At 36.7% G+C, this 15,783-nt stretch carries 19 protein-coding genes; 8 read left to right on the top strand and 11 right to left on the bottom strand.

What is annotated here, in order from left to right; translation table 11 throughout:
• Position 1 precedes the first annotated feature (1 nt).
• The 3 genes from hypB to M2372_RS17885 all read right to left on the bottom strand — a co-directional run bounded on the left by hypB (position 2) and on the right by M2372_RS17885 (position 1,552).
• Positions 2-715 carry a hydrogenase nickel incorporation protein HypB gene (gene hypB, locus M2372_RS17895; RefSeq protein WP_123319551.1) on the bottom strand — a complete coding sequence of 238 codons (714 nt, stop codon included), beginning with the start codon at positions 713-715 and terminating at the stop codon, positions 2-4.
• A 1-nt stretch (position 716) separates the two neighbouring features.
• A complete protein-coding gene (locus M2372_RS17890; RefSeq protein ID WP_123319550.1) occupies positions 717-1,070 on the bottom strand; it encodes a hydrogenase maturation nickel metallochaperone HypA in 354 nt (117 codons plus the stop codon).
• A 119-nt stretch (positions 1,071-1,189) separates the two neighbouring features.
• Positions 1,190-1,552, bottom strand: a complete 363-nt coding sequence (locus M2372_RS17885; protein ID WP_148060758.1) for a hypothetical protein — start codon at positions 1,550-1,552, stop codon at positions 1,190-1,192.
• 294 nt (positions 1,553-1,846) lie between these two features.
• Between M2372_RS17885 and M2372_RS17880 the strand changes: the two genes are divergently transcribed.
• Both M2372_RS17880 and M2372_RS17875 read left to right on the top strand, forming a co-directional pair.
• Complete coding sequence (locus M2372_RS17880; protein WP_148060757.1) at positions 1,847-2,395, top strand: hypothetical protein; 549 nt, start codon at positions 1,847-1,849, stop codon at positions 2,393-2,395.
• A 160-nt stretch (positions 2,396-2,555) separates the two neighbouring features.
• Positions 2,556-3,503, top strand: a complete 948-nt coding sequence (locus M2372_RS17875) for an NADP-dependent oxidoreductase (protein ID WP_123319547.1) — start codon at positions 2,556-2,558, stop codon at positions 3,501-3,503.
• A gap of 231 nt (positions 3,504-3,734) precedes the next feature.
• Here M2372_RS17875 and M2372_RS17870 read toward each other — a convergent pair whose 3' ends face one another.
• Positions 3,735-4,292: a GNAT family N-acetyltransferase gene (locus M2372_RS17870; RefSeq protein WP_123319546.1), complete on the bottom strand. Its 558-nt coding sequence runs from the start codon at positions 4,290-4,292 to the stop codon at positions 3,735-3,737.
• Positions 4,293-4,436: 144 nt separating this feature from the next.
• Between M2372_RS17870 and M2372_RS17865 the strand changes: the two genes are divergently transcribed.
• The 4 genes from M2372_RS17865 to M2372_RS17850 all read left to right on the top strand — a co-directional run bounded on the left by M2372_RS17865 (position 4,437) and on the right by M2372_RS17850 (position 9,558).
• A complete protein-coding gene (locus M2372_RS17865; protein ID WP_185018809.1) occupies positions 4,437-6,098 on the top strand; it encodes a DUF4041 domain-containing protein in 1,662 nt (553 codons plus the stop codon).
• Between the two features lie 244 nt (positions 6,099-6,342).
• Entirely contained in the window at positions 6,343-7,137 is a 795-nt protein-coding gene (locus M2372_RS17860) for a class I SAM-dependent methyltransferase (RefSeq protein ID WP_123319545.1), read from the top strand.
• A 194-nt stretch (positions 7,138-7,331) separates the two neighbouring features.
• Entirely contained in the window at positions 7,332-7,910 is a 579-nt protein-coding gene (locus M2372_RS17855; protein ID WP_123319544.1) for a Crp/Fnr family transcriptional regulator, read from the top strand.
• Between the two features lie 712 nt (positions 7,911-8,622).
• Positions 8,623-9,558 (top strand): ketopantoate reductase family protein, encoded by a 936-nt coding sequence (locus tag M2372_RS17850; RefSeq protein WP_123319543.1) that lies wholly within the window; start codon positions 8,623-8,625, stop codon positions 9,556-9,558.
• Positions 9,559-9,651: 93 nt separating this feature from the next.
• Here the strand turns inward: M2372_RS17850 and M2372_RS17845 are convergent, their stop codons facing one another.
• The 6 genes from M2372_RS17845 to M2372_RS17820 all read right to left on the bottom strand — a co-directional run bounded on the left by M2372_RS17845 (position 9,652) and on the right by M2372_RS17820 (position 13,256).
• The gene (locus tag M2372_RS17845) at positions 9,652-10,002 is read right to left on the bottom strand and encodes a 4Fe-4S dicluster domain-containing protein (RefSeq protein WP_123320105.1); all 351 of its coding nucleotides are present in this window, start codon (positions 10,000-10,002) and stop codon (positions 9,652-9,654) included.
• 136 nt (positions 10,003-10,138) lie between these two features.
• Positions 10,139-10,462: a 2Fe-2S iron-sulfur cluster-binding protein gene (locus M2372_RS17840; protein ID WP_115973310.1), complete on the bottom strand. Its 324-nt coding sequence runs from the start codon at positions 10,460-10,462 to the stop codon at positions 10,139-10,141.
• Between the two features lie 5 nt (positions 10,463-10,467).
• Complete coding sequence (locus M2372_RS17835; RefSeq protein WP_123319542.1) at positions 10,468-11,520, bottom strand: NAD(P)/FAD-dependent oxidoreductase; 1,053 nt, start codon at positions 11,518-11,520, stop codon at positions 10,468-10,470.
• 1 nt (position 11,521) lies between these two features.
• A complete protein-coding gene (locus tag M2372_RS17830; protein ID WP_123319541.1) occupies positions 11,522-12,091 on the bottom strand; it encodes an NADPH-dependent FMN reductase in 570 nt (189 codons plus the stop codon).
• Positions 12,092-12,096: 5 nt separating this feature from the next.
• Entirely contained in the window at positions 12,097-12,597 is a 501-nt protein-coding gene (locus tag M2372_RS17825; protein WP_123319540.1) for a DUF2480 family protein, read from the bottom strand.
• Positions 12,598-12,629: 32 nt separating this feature from the next.
• Positions 12,630-13,256 carry a superoxide dismutase gene (locus M2372_RS17820; protein ID WP_123319539.1) on the bottom strand — a complete coding sequence of 209 codons (627 nt, stop codon included), beginning with the start codon at positions 13,254-13,256 and terminating at the stop codon, positions 12,630-12,632.
• A 192-nt stretch (positions 13,257-13,448) separates the two neighbouring features.
• On the opposite strand from M2372_RS17820, the gene M2372_RS17815 reads away from it, so the two are divergent.
• Entirely contained in the window at positions 13,449-14,069 is a 621-nt protein-coding gene (locus tag M2372_RS17815; protein ID WP_115973305.1) for a metalloregulator ArsR/SmtB family transcription factor, read from the top strand.
• A gap of 32 nt (positions 14,070-14,101) precedes the next feature.
• Positions 14,102-14,749 carry a hexitol phosphatase HxpB gene (gene hxpB / locus M2372_RS17810; protein ID WP_115973304.1) on the top strand — a complete coding sequence of 216 codons (648 nt, stop codon included), beginning with the start codon at positions 14,102-14,104 and terminating at the stop codon, positions 14,747-14,749.
• A 16-nt stretch (positions 14,750-14,765) separates the two neighbouring features.
• Here the strand turns inward: hxpB and M2372_RS17805 are convergent, their stop codons facing one another.
• Entirely contained in the window at positions 14,766-15,659 is an 894-nt protein-coding gene (locus M2372_RS17805) for a GNAT family N-acetyltransferase (protein WP_115973303.1), read from the bottom strand.
• Between the last annotated feature and the right edge of the window lie 124 nt (positions 15,660-15,783).

The raw sequence follows: 15,783 nt of genomic DNA, 5'->3' as shown, positions 1-15,783 counted from the left end.
ATTAAGCTTCTTTAGCGCTTTCTTTTTTCAGTGTTACTTTTTCTTTCAGCCAGTTGCACCATTCGTCAATTCCGTCGCCGTTTAAAGTGCTGATGGTCATTACTTCAAGGTTAGGGTTTACTTCATGGGCATCTTTTGTTACTGCTTCTACAGAGAATGGAACGTAAGGAAGTAGATCTGCCTTAGAAACAAGCATCAGTTCACTGGTTAAGAACATGCGAGGATACTTTTTAGGTTTATCATCTCCTTCGGTAGAAGCCAGAAGTGTAACACGATAATCTTCTCCAAGGTCAAATGCAGACGGGCAAAGAAGGTTTCCTACATTTTCGATGAATAATAAATCCAGACCTTCTAAATCGATATGATCTAAGGCCTGAAGAATCATCTGAGCTTCAATGTGGCACATTCCACCGGTTACAATCTGCAGGGCATTGATTCCTGCTTCACGCATTCTGATCGCATCACGTTCTGTTTCAGGATCACCCACAAGGATTGAAATAGTAAGCTCCTGAGCCAGTCTTTTTCCGGTTTCCTGCATTAAAGTTGTTTTCCCGGATCCCGGAGATGAACATACATTGATGACACAAACATCCTTTAAACGGTCTCTGATGGCTTTGGCTACAAAATCATTAGCCTTTAGTAAATGCAGAGTAGTATTATCACACTGAACCGATCCTACGCGGTTTCCTAAACTTTTTGGATTAGCTGTTGACATATTAATGGTCTTTTTGTTTAAAAATTACTTTTGAAATAAAGAGTTCGTTTCCCTGAACAATATTTGCGGAAGGAGTTCCGCAGTCTTCACAGACAAATTTGTGGTACCTGACCTGGAAATCTTTGTTGCATTGGCTACAGTGAGCAATGATATCGTTAACGAGTACTTCAAGTTCCATTTCCTGATAGTACGGATGGTCGGTAATGAAGGCATCAAACGCATTCTGAATCAGGACAGGCTGAACATTGGATAACAGTCCTGCCGTTACCTGAACCTGCTGAATATCCTCTACTTTAGCGTCATAATGCCCTTCTAAAGTGTCAAAGATATCCTTCACTATACTTAATTCATGCATAGCTTATATTTTTATAGGTGAAACTGATTACCTGAATTTTTCGGATAATCTTAATGAAAAAAATAGATGTAAAACCTTTTCTGAATGGAGTCTACAGAGCTGTATTTATAGCGTAAAGTTTATATTCTGATCTTTAAATTATGGAATAAAAGGTATTTGGGAAGATGATAATGATGTATCAATTCTGTTTCAGAATTCATTACCATGTTAGAGTGTAAGGTAGATCCCCATGAAAACATTTCTTTTTCAAAAAGGACGAAAGGCAACTCAAAAAAAGTCTTATCGGCATCAAAATCATTTTCAGCGATAGACGCGATGAACAAAAGGTCATGCTGCTGAACAGAATTAGATACTTTAAAACTTATTTGATTCTCTGAAGAACGAACAGAAATATTACTTTTCTTGTGGTTGGCAAATCCCAGTAGTAATGTAAAAAACAGGACAAGCATGAAAGTAATTGATATGTAAAGAGACTTCTTCATTGAGTATAACAAATTTACATCATTTTAGAGTTCACCTTCTTACCAAAAACCTTTTAAAAATGTTCAAAATCAGGACGGAATAGACTTGTTGAAATAACACTATGTTTATGTTTTTTTAGTGTGTTTTTGTTATTATACTGTTGTAAGTCAGAATCTTGTATAAGGTGTAGCGAAGGTTTGATATTTAGTGAGAATGTTGAAAAAAATGACTTATTCAGTTTGAATATAAAAAAAGAGTAAATTTGATAGGAGTTCCTGTATGAGATACTCATTTACTTTAAAAACAATCACAAAATGAAAATATCCCAATACCTGTTTATACCGTTTTTTATGTTGGTTTCTATGGCTGCATCTGCTCAGAAGAAGAAAAATAGAGAAATAGCACCGCCGCCTCCTAAAAAAGTAGAATATGCTCCACCCACTCCCAAAAAACCGGAGAGTTTTATTACAGAAATGGATGGTAATACAGCATTCAGATGGAAGAATGAGCCTGAAACATTAACCACCTTTACTCCTGATGATCTTGTGGAAAGAATCTATGACTTCAGTGGAATGTATGCCGTACGTATTATTTCCAATTATCCGCTTGAAACAGTAAGTTTTAAAAAGCCGGATAAAGATGATGATCGTATAATTCTTCTTGGGTATACTGTAAAATATGATGACTATGATACCATCGAACTGAAAGGAAATAAAATGACGATTTCTGATAAAAAAGACCCTAAAAAGGAAAAAATAACCCTTGACGTAACAAAAAAGGGGAATAAAATTATCAGAATCAAAGAAGTAAAGACAGGAAGAGTGTTTGATCAGTCAGAATATTCTCCATCACCATCGATATAAAGGTTTTTAATCATAGATTTTAGCTTTTGATGCCACGAATGCACGAATGAGAAAGGGATTCGTGTATTCGTGGTATTTAAAATATACCCAAATGTGAGCGAAATATACCTGTTTTAATGCTTGAAGTCAGTCTATTTTTGCTATTATAATGTAAAATACTATGAAAGCAATTGTATTAGAAGGATTTGGTGGTGTAGAACATCTTGTAGAAAGAGAAATTGAAAAACCAAGCATCAAAAACAAGGAAGTCCTTATTAAGGTGAAAGCCATCAGTATTAATCCGGTAGATGTCAAAGTACGCAGCCGAAAAGCACCGTTGGCGGAAAGTTTAGCGCAATATAATCCATTGATTTTGGGTTGGGATATTTCCGGGATTATTGTTGAAACAGGAAGTGAAGTAACTTCATTTCAGGTAGGAGATGAGGTCTTCGGGATGATTAATTTTGCCGGCCATGGAAAAGCCTATGCTGAATATGTGGCTGCTCCGGCAGAACATTTGGCTTTTAAACCCGACAATATCACTCACAATGAGGCTGCCGCCAGTACTTTGGCTGCATTGACCGCCTGGCAGGCATTTGACAGCTATGGTAAACTGAGATCCACTGATAAGGTACTCATTCATGCTGCGGCAGGAGGAGTAGGACATTTTGCCGTACAAATTGCCAAACATATCGGAGCTTTTGTTATTGCCACCTCTTCAGCTGCTAACCGGGATTTTATTCTGGAATTGGGAGCAGATCAGCATATTGATTATAAAGTGAGTCATTTCGAGGAAGTTCTTTATGATCTTGATTTTGTCTTGGAGGCTGTTGGCGGAGAAAACTTTCAGAAATCAGTTAAGGTTTTAAAACCTTTCGGGACTATTGTTGCTTTGCCATCCGGACATACTGAGGAAGACGAAAGATTAGCAGGGGAAAAGAATCTGCATGCCTGTTATTTTATGTCTGTATATTCTAGTGGAAAGGATATGCGAACTATTGCATCCTTGTTAGAAAAAGGAGTTATAAAACCGCATATTTCCCATGTATTTGCTTTCAATGAACTAGCAAAAGCCCATCAACAGATTGAAACAGGACGAACGATAGGAAAAGTGGTGGTTAAATTATAGAGGTAATGACAAGCATCTATTTAAAAAATGCTTTATTTTTAAGGAAGCTAAGAAGAAAACAATGTGCAATCGATTTGATGAAGAAGTTAGTTAACATTATCTTAGTTAACGACTTAGTCGAAATCTCTGCTCTCCTAAAATCTTAAGCTTTATAGATAAAACCTTTGCGTTAAAAAAAAAATAGGATGTCACTTCAAAGCATGAAGGGGTTAACAAAAGCTGTTTATTAGTTTATTGTTTTGCAAAATAGTCTTCCTCAAGAATAGCATATTCGTAATTATCACTCCATCCGTTTTTTAAGGGGAGTAACTTTCTGCGATGAGCTTCCCTTATCATGCCACACTTTTCCATGACTTTATAAGAGGCAATATTGTCAACAGCACAACCGGCTTCAATTCTATGAAGTTTTAAATCTTCAAAACCAAACCGGATGATTCTTTCCAGAGCCTCTGTTGCATAGCCTTTTCCCCAGATTTCAGGGCTGAGCTTATACCATGTTTCAGCATTTTTGTAATGAAGTTTAATAAGGTCAATGGCGATAATGCCTACAAAGGTACAGTCTGTAGTTGTTTCTATTAAAAACGTAAACTTTTTGCGGCTTTGCCCGCTTTCTGCTTCTGACCTCCAGATATTGATTAACTTTTGAGTTTCCTTTTTATCTTCAGAGTAAGAACTGGGATTAAATAATGTACTTTCAGGTTGTAAGAGCATATGATGAACATTTGAAACATCACTTACTTTGAATGTACGTAAGGTTAATCTGTTTGATGTTAATATAAGGTCGTTCATGTAATAGTTTTTATCGGAGATAAAGATAGTTAGAATTCGGGATCATATAATATCATCAAAAAATATAGTCAAATGAAATTACGGTTTCCCGTATATCAACAATCATGATTTTGCTTACTATTGCAATATAATCCCACATTGACCATGGAAATTGTATTAATCATTATTTTGTTACTATTGGTGTTCTATGCATTTGGAACATCCGGAAAATTAAAGAAAGAAATTCTTCAAAAAGATAATCAGATTGCAACGCTGAATAGAGAAAATAACCAGTTAAAGACTGATATATCTAAAATTCAAACGGATAAAGTCACTCTAAATAAAAAAGTTGCAGAGTTGTTGCAGCATAATGATGCTTTAAGAAAATATCAGGATATCATTGATGTTAAAGTAGAATGTGAATATTTGCTCCAAAAAGCCCAGAGAGACATTTTAAAGATAAAAGCCCAAGCTGAACTTGAACTCTCAGATGCGAAGGATGAAGCTCGTGAAATGCGTAAAAATGTTAAGGAACTTACAGAAAAAAGATCCAGGGAAATAGAATTGCTGTATGACAATGCGGTACATGAGTCTAAACGTATTGTAGATAACGCAGAAGTAAGAGCAGAATCAATTGGTGGCGATGCTTACCGAAGTTTAAGAGAAGCAGACCAGATTGCAGACCGCATAAAAGCTATGAAAAACGTAATTAAAGGCTATGGAAATGAATATTTAATACCAACCTATACTTTACTGGATGAGCTTGCAGAAGATTTTGGGCATAAAGAAGCTGGAGAAAACCTGAAGAAACTTCGTCAGAATAATAAGTTGATGATTGTAAGCAGACAGGCTGGAGTTTGTGATTATATGGATGAATCCAGAAGAAATACCGCTATTGATTTCGTTATTGATGCTTATAATGGAAAGATAGACTCTATTTTATCTTCCGTTAAAAAAGATAATTTTGGAATCTTAAAGCAAAAGATGGATGATGCTTTTCAATTGGTTAATTTTAATGGACAGGCTTTTAGAAATGCAAGAATATCCGAGGTATATCACAGTGCCAGACTCGAAGAATTGAAGTGGGCAGTGGTTGCTCAGGAGCTAAAATGGCAGGAACAGGAAGAGCAAAGACAAATTCGGGAACAGATCCGTGAAGAGGAGAGAGCACGCAGGGAATATGAAAAAGCGATGAAAGAGGCCGAAAAAGAAGAACTTACTTTAAAAAGATTGATTGAAAAAGCAGAATCTCAGGTAGCAAGAGCAAATGAAGAACAAAAGCTGCTGTTTCAGCAAAAACTGGAAGAATTACAACAGAAACTTTTTCAGGCAGAAGAAAAAAATCAAAGAGCAATATCCATGGCTCAACAGACCAGAACCGGGAATGTCTATATTATTTCCAATATTGGTTCATTTGGTGAAGATGTTTATAAAATTGGGATGACGAGACGTCTGGAACCTCTTGATCGTGTTCGTGAATTAGGAGATGCTAGTGTTCCGTTTGAGTTTGATGTTCATGCAATGATTTATTGTGATGATGCTCCGGCTCTGGAAAAGCAATTGCATAGGAAATTTTTGAAAAGCCAGCTTAATAAAATCAACCCAAGAAAGGAGTTTTTTAAATTAAATGTTCAAGATATAAAAAGCTATCTGGAATCTATGGGAATTAATTGTAAATGGACATTAACTGCTGAAGCCAAACAGTATCGGGAGACCCTGAAACTTGAAGAAGAAATGAAAACCAATAAACAGCTTGAGGCTGAATGGGAACAATATCAGGAAATTGAAGATCCGGTTACTTATGATGAAGTTATGAGCGAGGAATAGGACGTTGTTTCAATAATTTAGAATGTTTTGTATACGTTCTGAATAAAATAAAGCCTTTAAACAGAATGTTTAAAGGCTTTATCTGTAATAAAATACCCCAATACAGCCAAAATACAATCGTTTAAGAGTCTTTTTCATGAAAACAGACAGCCCTTTCAAACCTGATAAACCCTAAAGTCTCTATATTTGAATGATGTAACGCATTATATATCTTGTAGAATGCCAATGAAAAAGAATATTTACTATGAAAGAAGGAAAAATTGACTTTTTAAACCATAATGAATCAGCCTGGAACAAACAGGCATTGGAACAGAACGAATGGTCTCAGGCTGTAAGTACAGAGCTCATCCATGAAGCCAAAGAAGGAAACTGGGAAGTGCATCTTACTCCAAAACCTTTAAATAAAGCTTGGTTGGGAGATATAAAAGGAAAGAAAATTTTATGTCTTGCATCAGCAGGAGGGCAGCAGGCTCCGGTGCTGGCTGCAGTAGGAGCGGATGTTGTTGTTTTTGATATTTCGGAAGAGCAGTTGAGACAGGATGAAAGGGTAGCAGAACGTGATGGTTTATCTTTAAAGACGGTTCAGGGAGATATGAGAGATCTCAGTGTTTTTGAAGATGAGTCTTTCGATATTGTTTTTCATCCCATATCCAATCATTATGTGGAAGATGTAAATCCTGTCTGGAAAGAAGCTTACAGAGTTTTGAAAAAAGGCGGTTCTTTATTGGCCAGCTTTTTCAATCCGGTTGTTTTTGTAGCAGACCGTAATCCTCAGGATATCGCAGATGGGATTATCAGACCCAAATATACTTTACCGTATGCAGATATAAGAGATCTGAATCAGGAGCAGATTGCCAGAAAAATGGAGAATCAGGAAGCATTGGTTTTTGGACACACACTTTCTGATCTGATTGGCGGACAAATGAAAGCAGGCTTTGTTATGGAAGGTTTTACAGAAGAAATGCAGCCGAACCCAAGGTTTTTAATTGATCAGTATTTGCCAACTTTTATTGCCACAAAGGCTGTTAAACTGGGTTAAAAGGAGGTGATTTTTTTATAATAACAGATATTATAATTGAAGACGTAATCATTCCCCTCTAATGGAAGGGTGGCAAAAATTCAAAGAATTTTTGCCGGAGTGGTGCCTCACTTGATCTTCAATGTATACTTTCACTGAATTCACAGAATTATCCCTATTTTAGATGGCCAAAATAGATAGTATTGTAATTTCCAATGGATAAATCATCGATCAATAATTATTTCCATTCCCTGTTCAGTATCAGACATGAAGTGGTTGAGAAAATCACGGAAACCTTCAAACCATTCGAATTAAAGGCGAATGCTGTCCTGCTGGATCAAAATACTATTAGTACAAAGACTTATTTCCTTGAAAAAGGATACGTCCGTTCGTATCTGCTGAATGAAGACAATGAGGAAATTACCACTAATATTTATGCTGCCCCTTGCTTTGTAAATGATTTTTTATCTTTTTTCAGACAGCAGCCTACTAAAGAGATCTACCAGGCTGTTACCGACTGTACATTCTGGGAAACCGGATTGGAAAACGTACAGCATAACTTTCACAATATTCCTGAATTCCGGGAGTTCAGCAGACTTCTTTTTGTCTTAAATTATTACAATATTCACGACCGGCTCATAGAAATGGCAAGCCAGAAAGCATCAACCCGATATTCTAACCTGATGAAGAAAGACCCTGATATTTTTCAACATGTTCCATTAAAGATGATCGCTTCCTTCCTTGGAATTAAGGATAGCTCGCTCAGCAGAATCAGAAGAGATATTCATAAATAAAGGCTGGAAGTGGGAAGCTGGAGGTTGGAAGTTATTGCAGACGGATCACTCCTGATAATTTTTTTACTTGATTAAGTCTTTCATGGATAAAGGCTGGAAGTGGGAAGCTGGAGGTTAGAAGTTATTACAGACGGATCACTCCTGATAATTTTTTTACTTGATTAAGTCTTTCATGAATAAAGGTTGGAAGTGGGAAGCTGGAAGTTATTGCAGACGGATCACTCCTGATAATTTTTTTACTTGATTAAGTCTTTCATGGATAAAGGCTGGAAGTGGGAAGCTGGAGGTTAGAAGTTATTGTAGACGGATCACTCCTGATAATTTTTTTATTTGATCAAGCTTTCATAAATAAAGCTGGAAGTGGGAAGTGGGAAGCTGGAGGTTGGAAGTTATTGCAGACGGATTGCTTCTGATGGTTTTTTTATTTAAATATGCATTATCAAATCTGCAGCATACAATTTTATCGCAGATAAAATCTTTGCGCCTTAAAAATATTCTCAGCATTCAAAACCATTTGCGCCTTCGCGATTTTCAACAAACTCATTCATATAATAAGAAAATCTGTTAAAATAGAATAAAACTTATTTTGGGACCTCCATAACTTCCAGCTTCCAGCCTCCCTCTTCCAATATTGTCTTTCAAATTATCATTTCTTTTCATTTGTCAAGTGGTAGATTCAAATTTGTCATCCATCTTTGTCAAAAATAATTTCATGAACAAAAAGCATATTGTAGTTGTAGGATTAGGAGGAGTAGGCGGATATTTTGGTTTTAAGATCAATCAGGTTAATGAGACTTCGGAAAAATATACCGTTTCCTTTGTGGCAAGAGGGGAAACTTATAATAAAGTAAAAGAAAACGGATTGGTTTTACTTTCACCGGAACATCCCAATGACCGCACTCATCCTAATGCTATTGTGCAAAATATCAGTGATATTCAAAATCCTGATCTGGTTTTGATCTGTGTAAAAGAATATGATCTTGAAAATGTCTGTAGACAGCTTAAAGAGGTTATTACTAAAGATACAATACTCCTTCCTATGATGAATGGTGCAGATATTTATGACAGAATCAGAAAAATAATTCCGGACCATGTTATTCTGCCAACCTGTATTTATGTGGCATCTCATATTAAAGAAAGAGGAACGGTAGAGCATAAAGGAAAAGCAGGAAAGATGATTGTGGGAAGAGATCCTGAACATTTTTCCAATGATGTTGTATGGGTAACGGATTTACTTCAGGAAAGTAAAATAGATTTTGATTTTAAAGATAATTCTTTAACGGATATCTGGACTAAATTTATTTTCATTGCAAGCTTCGGACTGGTAACTGCGAAACATAATTCATCTATAGGAACTGTTTGTGCAGATGAAGAACAGAAACACGAAGCCACGGAAATTATGAAAGAAATAAAGCAGATTGCTGATAAAAAGCAAATCCAGCTTGCGGAAGATATTATAGAAAAAACCTTTGAAAAAGCGTCTACATTTCCTTTTGAAACTCCAACATCTTTACAATTAGATATTCATTCCGGAAAGAAAGATAATGAATTGGAACTGTTTGCCGGAGCTGTTTTAAAATATGGAGCAGATGTTCATCTTGATACCTCTTTTACTCAAAAGATCTATAATGAGATTAAAGCAAAATAGGTAAGCGAAATAAAAAATATTAACCACATAGACTTCTATGTGGTTAATTTAATTTAGAAAGACAGAATAACTATAGTAATTCATAGTTTTGAATTAAGCGCCGTGCATGAAATGCTGCCGGTCAAACAATACTTCCTCTGTTTCGCGATGATCCGGGTCATCAATACAGCAGTCTACCGGACATACTGCCTTACACTGAGGCTCCTCATGAAAACCTTTACATTCTGTACATTTTCCGGATACAATATAATAGACTTCGTCCGAAACGGCCTGATTATAAGCTCCGGCATCTGCTTCTGTACTGTCTGGGAAAGTTACTTTACCCGAAAGTTTGGTTTTATCCTGCCAACGCCAGTCGATGGCTCCCTCGTAAATGGCTGAATTAGGGCATTCCGGTTCACAGGCACCACAGTTGATGCAGTCATCTGTTATTTTAATAGCCATAGTTTTTATATTTAAAATGTTATAAAAAAGGGATTCCTTCAACATTGTACTGTTTTAGAAATCCCTACTAAACTTAATTAAAACAGTTCCAACAATTTATTACATCATAAACTGTGCAAACTTTATCTTGAATCTGTTAATCTGCTGCAATTTCTATGGAAAGTCCATCCATTTGAGCAGTCAGATAGATCTGGCATGCTAACCTGCTGATTTCTTTAGAGGTAAAGAGCTCCGAAAGAAGGGCCTCTTCCACATCATTTTTTTCAGACAATGAGGCCGCTCCATTCAGAATATAGCAATGGCAGGTGGCGCACATGGCCATTCCGCCGCACATGGCTTCCATAGGTAATTCGTAGGCTTTACAGATATCTTTTAAAGTAAGTCCCATCTCCAGTGGACAGATCAGGGTGTGTTGAATACCGGTCTGATCTGTCACTGTGATTGTAATTTCATCTTTCATGGTTATTAGTCAATCGTTGCTACTACTTGCTTTTCGGCTTGTTTCTTCGTTCCGTCAAAACCTTCAATACCGCTTACCGTAGTATATTTTAAGACAAATTTTTTGTTAGGATTCAGCCGCTGATAGATACTTTGGCAGACGATGGCTGCTTCATGGAATCCACACAGAATCAGCTTCATTTTAAAAGGATAAGTATTGATATCGCCTACAGCATAAACGCCACCGATATTAGTCTGGAAATCGGTGCTGTTATCCACTTTAATTGCATTTTTCTCCAGTTCCAGTCCCCAATCTGTCAATGGTCCTAATTTAGGAACCAATCCGAATAAAGGGATGAAATGATCAGTCTCGATGGTCTTAATAACGCCTTCTTTTTCCACCACAATTTCCTGTAGAGTATCTTTGCCTTTAAGAGCAATAACCTCTGCCGGAGTGATCAGATTGATTTTTCCTTCATGCTTTAGTTTTTTCACTTTTTCCACCGAATCCAGGGCGCCCCTGAATTCATTCCGTCTGTGAATTAAAGTTAATGACGAAGCTATTTCTGCCAAATGGATAGTCCAGTCCAGGGCAGAATCTCCGCCACCGGCAATTACTACACGTTTTCCTGCATAATCTTCCGGACGTTTGATGAAATAGTTCACCCCACGGTCTTCATACAGGGAAATGTCTTCAATAGGTGGTTTTTTAGGTTCAAAACTCCCCAGACCGCCGGCAATCACAACTGCCTTAGCTCTATGTTTTGTCCCTTTATCTGTGATCACTTCAAACAGGTTTTCTTCCAGTTTCAGAAGATGTACAGCCGTTTCATTAAGGGTAAATCCGGGTTCAAACTGTTTGATTTGCTCATAAAGATTATCAACCAGCTCTCCTGCCAATACACTTGGGAACCCAGGAATATCGAATATGGGTTTCTTGGGATATAATTCTGATAACTGGCCTCCCATCTGTGGTAATGCATCAATAATATGGCAACGCATTTTGAGAAGGCCGGCTTCAAAAACTGTAAATAACCCTGCGGGGCCGGCACCAATAATCAGTATATCTGTTTCTATCATGTTATGATTGATTTATTATCGTTTTTTCTATTTTCTTTGTTGCAGCAATACTGATAAGCTTATCAAGCTTACCGCAATAGAATGCTGAGATTTGCTTTGGATTCTCATGATCAAATAAGGATGTTCTGAGAATAGGAACACTAAAGGGAAGTGGCCATGCCCGTAATGATTTGGCAATGGTATCCATCGCATTGATTCCCTGCATTGCCTGTAAACCATCTGCCCAGCATACCAGACCAACAGTTTTGTCTGTAAGATAAGGTTCATAAGTATTGGCCGTTACTTCCAGCCAGTCGAGGCAGTTCTTCATCACACCCGGAATGCTTCCGTGATAGAGAGGAGCCAGCCAGAAATGAAGATCGGCATCCTGAAACATTTGAGTCATTCTTTCCACAGCCAAAGGTGTTTTATTCAGAGTGACATCAAATAAGGGAATCCCTGAATCGGCGAGGGTAAAAATATCAGTGCGGATCCCAAGTGCTTCCAGCTGCTCTGATATATAGGCAGAGATTAATCCGGAAGTAGATTCTGTTCTTCTTTCCAGAGATCCGTTGAATATGATTGCTTTCATTTTGTTTATTTTTTGAAAATTACTTTTGGGAGCCCTATTTCACCATACATCAGGCTCTTTACTAAAGGTTTTAAAAGCTCAGTGGCTAATACATAAAGGGCAGGATCATGGGAATTACTTGCCCTGACAACTACTTTCTGATCTTTAAAATCTCTTAGGTCCGCATAGATCAGGCGGCGTTTCCAAAGATCAAGCAATACTTTTTCGGCACTGTTTAAATCTACATAAACAGCATAGGGTGAAAGCTTTTCCATGAGAAGCATATAAGCCCAGGGCGGAATAATAGCATCCGTTGAACAAACAATTCCAACAGCCTTGTTTTGGTACACAGAATAGTCTACTGCTGAAATTGACTCTTTAAATTCTTTTTCCTTGACAATCATCCCCATAAAAAGATGATCTTTAATATCTAATTCTACAATTTCTGTAGTGGGTTTATAGTTTAAAAAGTCAAATGCAATAATGCCTGAAGCAGCTGCTTTATTGACGAAAACCTGAGTATCCATTGCTTCTATTTTTATACTGAAAATGTTATGTGTTATCTTATTTTTGAAAGCGCTTCTTCATATTTTTTCTCTACAGAAGCCCAATCTAATACCGACCAGAATGAATCCAGATAATCTGCTCTTTTATTCTGATAAGCCAGATAATAGGCATGTTCCCAAACATCAATTCCAAGAATTGGAAAGCCTCTGTTTACCGGAAGAACATCCATCATAGGATTATCCTGATTAGGAGTAGCACTTACAGCAACAGATCCGTTGAATTTTACATACAGCCAAACCCATCCGGAACCGAATTGCCCAAGTCCTGCCTTTTTCATCTCTGCTTTAAGATCTTCAAGACTTCCAAATGTGGTAGTAATAGCTTCCGCTAATTTTCCTTCAGGACTTGTTTTAGGTTGTGGAGAAAGAATTTCCCAGAATAAAGAATGATTAAAATGTCCACCACCGTTATTTCTCACTGCCGGGCTGTATTCACTGATTCTTTGTAGCAAGGAATCAAGATCAGGATTGGTTTCGTTGGTCTGTTCCAAAGCAGCGTTCAGATTATCTACATAAGCCTGATGGTGACGCTGATGGTGGATAGTCATTGTATCTTTATCTATAAAGGGTTCCAATGCATCATATGCATAAGACAATTGAGGTAGTGTAAATGGTTTCATTGCATTTATTTTTTGATTAATGTGAGACAAAGGTAACAATATATTTGAATAAAACAACTTTATAGTTGTTTTATTAATTGAAGTGAGTTTTATTATAATGTGTTGTAAAACAGTGTTTTGATTGTTGAAATTAAAGATTATAGAAAATGACTATCTTTGTTGTGGAAAATAAAACAACCTAAATATTGTCAAATGAAGAAACCGGCAGCAGATCGCATTCTGATGTTTTTAAAGATGAGAGGGGAAGCCACTTCACTTCTGATTGCTAAAGAGTTATCCATCACAAAAGAAGGAGCGAGAAAGCATTTACTGAACCTAGCAGAGGCCGGATTGATTGAACCGACAATGAAGAGTGAAGGCGTAGGGCGTCCTTCTACTTATTATATCCTTACCGATAAAGGATTGGCACAATTTCCGGATACCCATGCGGAAGTAACGGTTCAGCTTTTAAAATCTGTAAAAAATATTTTGGGGGAAAATGCCTTGGATCTGTTAATAAGTGATAGGGAAAAGAATACTTATGAACGTTATGAAAAGGAGCTTTCCACCACTAAAACTTTAGAACAGAAGTTGGAAGCTCTGGCCGAAGCCAGAAGCAAGGAAGGCTATATGGCAGAATGGAAAAAAGAAGGAAAAGAATATTTCCTCATAGAAAACCATTGCCCTATTTGTGCTGCTGCTACGGAATGTCAAGGGTTTTGCAGAGCTGAGCTTTCAAATTTCCAGTCACTGATTGGAAAAGAATATCATGTGGAAAGGGTAGATCATATTATTTCAGGTGGACAGCGGTGTGTTTATAAAATCAGTCAGTAATATATTTTAATTCTTTAAACTTATTCTTACGTATGGCTTTAAAGGCAGTAATTTTTGATATGGACGGGGTTCTTGTAGACTCTGAAGGCTTCTGGGCAAAAGCGGAACTGGAAGTATTTTCATCATATGGTGTTCAGATAACGGATGAGCTGGCTGCCCAGACAAAATATATGACTACAAAAGAAGTTACAGAATTCTGGTACGGAAAATTTCCTTGGGAAAATCTGGATGTACCTTCTGTAGAACATGAAGTTGTATCTAAAGTGATTGAGCTGATACAGACTGAAAACTGTACGATGTCCGGAATACAGGAATTTGTTAAAGATCTTAAAAATAAAGAATATAAAATAGGATTGGCTACCAATGCCCCTTTACGGGTTGCTGATGCTGTTCTTGAAAAACTTCAGATCCGTGATTACTTCGATACGGTTCACTCATCGGAATTTGAGGAGCAGGGAAAACCCCATCCGGCAGTATATCTTACTGCTGCCCAAAAACTGGAAATATTACCAGAGCAATGTATTGCCATTGAAGATAGCCATTCCGGATTGAAGGCTGCTAAAGCAGCCGGAATGAAGACCATAGTCTTTACCAACAATGATCAAAGTATAGATTTTGAGCAGGCAGATTTTAAAATAAAGGATTTTAAGGAAGGTTTGTTACCTGTTTTAATCCACTAATTATCTTTACTTGCTACTAGTAATGTGAGGTTAAAGGAAATATAAAATGCTTTGGAAAAAGTTTTCTGTTTTCCTGAGGAAAAATATGCAGTGCATCTTCATCGAAAGGATTAAGTTTTACCTCCAGCTTGCCTCCAAAATCAGTATCAGGAACAAAAAAGAATTGTATCTGTTGGGTTTCTTCTAGGATTATTGTTGAGACTATTTCTTCCAGATTAAACAATTTTGTAGATAAAATATCATAGATTCTGAGCATTTCTTTGTCATATTCCATGATCACGATGCATTCTTTTTCTGCTGAGTAATAAATTGATTCATCAAATTGAAGAAGAAAATGATACATTGCCAAGCAGGAATTGGGACTGAAATCTATAGTATTAGATAAAGAAGCATGTACTTTACTGAATTTCTCCATCAAGGAAATATGCTTCGGATCATTGATTGATAAAGGCTGCCAGTCTGATTTTTTACCATGAATATTCGTCATATCTCTTAAAATAAAATCACTCTCATCAACTCGGGTAAAACCAAATTTCGGGTAAAAATCCAATACTGTTTCATTAGCAAATAAATAAAAGAATTCGTATTGATCTTTATATTTTTCCATTACATAATTCATTAAATATTTGGATAGCCCTTGATTCCTATATTCAGGGTGAGTCATAACGCTCCCGATTTGCAAACAGTAGTAATTTTGTCCTTTTAAAACCATATTCATGGGAGCTACAGAGACATTAGCAATTACTTTAGTGTCTTCTAAAATAAAAAAAGGAATAAAAGTTTCATCCCAATATTCCATAGAATACCAAGGCTCATAGTCGCCATCTAATGCTAGCTCATAAAGTTCATTAAAACTTTTAAAATGGTATTTTATATTTTCGTGCCCCTCCAGAATCGTTCTCTCCTGCATGATTTTAGTTTTAGTAGCTAAAAATAATAAAAAAAATAGATTCTGTGCTATAATTCAGAGATTTATCTATAAGAAAAGCGGAAGGATTTAAAAGTAATAAATTTAAAGAAAATATTGGTTGCTG

The sequence above is a fragment of the Chryseobacterium sp. BIGb0232 genome, from assembly GCF_024810195.1.
GTDB classification, from domain to species: Bacteria; Bacteroidota; Bacteroidia; order Flavobacteriales; family Weeksellaceae; genus Chryseobacterium; species Chryseobacterium pennae.
Note: the sequence above shows the minus strand (reverse complement) of the source record. Positions and strands in the feature narration are given on the sequence as shown.